The 3344-nt window shown below is 62.2% G+C and carries 2 protein-coding genes and 1 pseudogene; all 3 read left to right on the top strand.

Annotated features, from left to right (window positions below; all coding sequences use genetic code 11):
- A pseudogene (locus VF497_RS12810) lies at nucleotides 1-604 on the top strand (substrate-binding domain-containing protein); the annotation flags it as partial.
- 50 nt (nucleotides 605-654) lie between these two features.
- Nucleotides 655-1818 carry a PstS family phosphate ABC transporter substrate-binding protein gene (locus VF497_RS12805; RefSeq protein WP_330889290.1) on the top strand — a complete coding sequence of 388 codons (1164 nt, stop codon included), beginning with the start codon at nucleotides 655-657 and terminating at the stop codon, nucleotides 1816-1818.
- 210 nt (nucleotides 1819-2028) lie between these two features.
- Nucleotides 2029-3312, top strand: a complete 1284-nt coding sequence (locus tag VF497_RS12800; protein WP_330889288.1) for a hypothetical protein — start codon at nucleotides 2029-2031, stop codon at nucleotides 3310-3312.
- Nucleotides 3313-3344: the final 32 nt, after the last annotated feature.

The following is a 3344-nucleotide window of genomic DNA, read 5'->3' as shown; positions in this document are numbered from 1 at the left end:
CGACGGCTTCAAGTGGATGCTCGGCCATGGCCGTGGCAGGGAAGGCGACATTCGCACCTGGGGGCAGCTCGGCTTGAAGGGCGAGTGGGCGAACGCACCGATCCAGACCTTCGGCCACGCGCCGTCCGGCACGTCGCGCTTCTTCCAGCTGAAAGTGCTCGGCAACAGCGACAAGTGGAACCCGAATTACCGCGAATACGTCGAAACCGGCAGCAAGATGATCGGCTCCGACGATCCACAACAACGAGGCGGCCTGCAGCACATGCTCGCGAGCGAACTTGCGCACGACAAGTTCGGCATCGCCTGGACCGTCGAGCCGCAGGCACGCAAGGTCGAAGGACTCAGGGCCGTCGTGCTCGCGGAATCCGAAGGCGGCTCGTACGTCGCACCTAGCCGGCAGAGTTTCCAGAACCGCACTTATCCGCTCGCCCGCAACATCTACATCTATCTCAATCGCGCTCCGGGAAAGCAGATCGAGCCCAGGCTGCGCGAATTCCTTCGCTTCATCCTGAGCCGGGACGGGCAGCAGATTCTCGCCGACGACGCCAACTATCTGCCGCTGACCTCGAAGCTCGTGCGCGAGGAGCGCGCCAAGCTCGATTGATTCGCATCTCTTTCATCTCGTTCACCCAAGCTAAAACGGAGTCACTGGACATGTCGAAGCTACATCGGATTCGCCGCCGCACTGCCTGCTCTCTCGCCGCCGCCATCGCCGGCCTGATCTCGAACGTGGCCTTCTCGCAAGCGCCGGACGTCAACCAGCTCCCGGCCTACAAGCCCGAATTCAAGGTGCAGGGTTCGTTGCGCATCGCCGGCAGCGAACTCAAGGGCAACGTAGACCTGCTCGTCGAGGGCTTCAAGAAGTTCCATCCCGACGCGGTCGTGTCGACCAATTTCCAGACCAGCAGCGAGGGTGCGCTCGGCATGATGTATTCGGGTGTCTCCGACGTCGCGCCGATGGGCGATGACGCGAAGATCACCGACGAGATGCCGTTCTACAACTCCTACCGCTACGTGCCGACCGAAATCTCGATCGCGACCGGTGGCTACGAAAAGCGCGGCACGCTGTGGCCGATGGCGATCATCGTCAACAAGGACAATCCGATTGCCCAGCTCAGCATGGAACAGCTCGACGGCATCTTCGGTTCCGAACGCTCTGGCGGTTGGGCCATCGGCGAGGACGAGACGCACAACCTGCTGTTCACCGCGAAATACACGCGCGGTGCGGACAAGAACATCCGCACCTGGGGCCAGCTCGGCCTGAAGGGTGACTGGGCGGGCCAGCAAATCCACACGCACGGCTATGTCGCGCCGGGTTTCATCATCAACTTCCAGCGCAAGGTGCTGCACTGGTCGACGAAGATGAACCCGAATTTCATGGAGTACGTCGAAGCCAAGGAAGCGCCCGACAGCGCCGAAGGCCGCGCGGTCAACAGCGATCGCATGCTCGAAGCGGTCAGTCGCGACAAGTACGCCGTCGCCTTCGGCGCGATGATGCACGTCGATGGATCCTGCGTGAATCCGGACGGCACCAAGTGCGTGGCCTATCCCAACGTCAAGGTCGTTCCGCTGTCGCCCAAAGCCGGCGCCGCGGCCGTGGCCTTGACCGCCGACAACGTTGCCAATCGCAGTTATCCGCTGACCCGCGACGCCTTCGTCTACGTCAACAAGGCGCCCGGCCGCGCGCTCGATCCGAAGGTGCGCGAGTTCCTGCGTTTCGCTCTCAGCCGCGAAGGCCAGGCGATCATCGCCAAGGCCGGCATCTATACGCCGCTGCCGGCGAGCTACATTGCCGAGCAGCTCAAGAAGCTCGACTGACGCGATCCGAAGAGCTGCGCGCAGCGATGAGGAAATCGCCGGCGGATTCATTGCCGCACTCTTCGTGGCGTCGCTTCTGATGCGTCGATGGCGAATGCCGCCGACGCATCCTCATCCGGCAAACCGGAAGGCGCCAATCGGATCGGGCATGGCCAAAGCCCGTACCTGTCGCCCAGGAAAAAAAGAACTGACGAAACTGGAGGGAAGGAAATGACGAAGAATTTCCGACGCATCGTTCTCGCATTCTCGATGCTCTGCGCAGCCGGGCAGTCAGTGGCGCAGGATGCAAAGAAGGCGGACGCAGCCAGCGGCTGCGATGCCGCCTGCGCCGCGCAGTCGCAGCCCACCGAGGAGTCGAAGAAATTGCCGCAGGGTTCGGCAGCCGAGCGCAAGGCACGCATGAACGAGCGCGCGAATGCGAAGTCGTACACCAAGACTTTCGACCTCAGCGGCCTGCCGCACTACGTGCCTAAGGAAAAAGTGAGCGGCCCGCTGCGTGTCAGCGGCAACAACTATGTCGACTTCTCTCCGCTCGGCAAGTGGTGGAAGGAGGCATTCGAGAAATTGCAGCCCGGCATCAAGATCGAATACAACCTGCCGACGGCGGCCATCGCAGTGCCGACGCTGTACCTCGACCTCGCCGACATCGGCATCAATCACGACCCGAGTTTCTACGACGGCCTCGCGCACCTTCGCGTCAAGGGCTCAGAGCCAATCGGCATCTCGGTGTTCACCGGCTCCTACGACTACGTCGGCTGGCAGAACAACATCGTCATCATCGTCAACGAAAAGAACCCGCTGACCAAGATCACGATGCAGCAGCTCGACGGCATCTTCGGCTCGGTACGCGACGGTGGCTGGGTCGGACAGATCTGGCATCCCGAGTTCGCGCGCGGCGCGGACAAGGACATCCGCACCTGGGGGCAGATGGGCCTTGCCGGCGAATGGGCGGACAAGCCGATACATCCGCACGGTTTCGCAATCCGTTACGCGACCGCGACCGAGTTCGGCGCGAAGGTGCTGCAGTCGAGCGACAAGTGGAACGGCGACCTGCACACCTATGCGAATTTCAAGAAACCCGACGGCCGCACCTATCTCGAAGCGAACCAGATCTTCGACCACGTCAAGGCCGATCCCTACGCGATCGGCTACATCCGCTTCCATCAGGGTTTTCCTCCCGGCGTTCGCATCCTCGACGTCGCCAAGGACGCGAATAGTCCGGCGGTCAAGTACACGATCGACACGCTGCAGGACCGCAGCTATCCGCTCTGGGGCGACCAGTCGTTCTGGCTCAGCCTGAAGCCGGGGCAGGCGCTCGATCCGAAAGTCCGCGAGTTCACGCGCTTCGTGCTGAGTCGCGAGGGCCAGGAACTCGTGCAGCGCGACGGCAAGTATCTGCCGCTCAGCGCGGCCGTCGCGAAAGAGGAATTGCAGAAACTCGAAAAGATCGGCGTCCCTGCCGCATCCAACACCAAAACGGGAGGTTCACCATGATACGACCCACCCTTCTCGGCACGGCCCTGTTG

The sequence above is a fragment of the Rudaea sp. genome (assembly GCF_036383415.1).
Classification (GTDB): domain Bacteria; phylum Pseudomonadota; class Gammaproteobacteria; order Xanthomonadales; family Rhodanobacteraceae; genus Rudaea.
The sequence above is the reverse complement of the archived record's forward strand: the minus strand, read 5'-3'. Positions and strand labels throughout refer to the sequence as shown.

Excerpts from the sequence above, each read along its gene's own strand:
- VF497_RS12805 (WP_330889290.1), top strand. The coding sequence starts at position 655 with ATGTCGAAGCTACATCGGATTCGCCGCCGCACTGCCTGCTCTCTCGCC.
- VF497_RS12800 (WP_330889288.1), top strand. The coding sequence starts at position 2,029 with ATGACGAAGAATTTCCGACGCATCGTTCTCGCATTCTCGATGCTCTGC.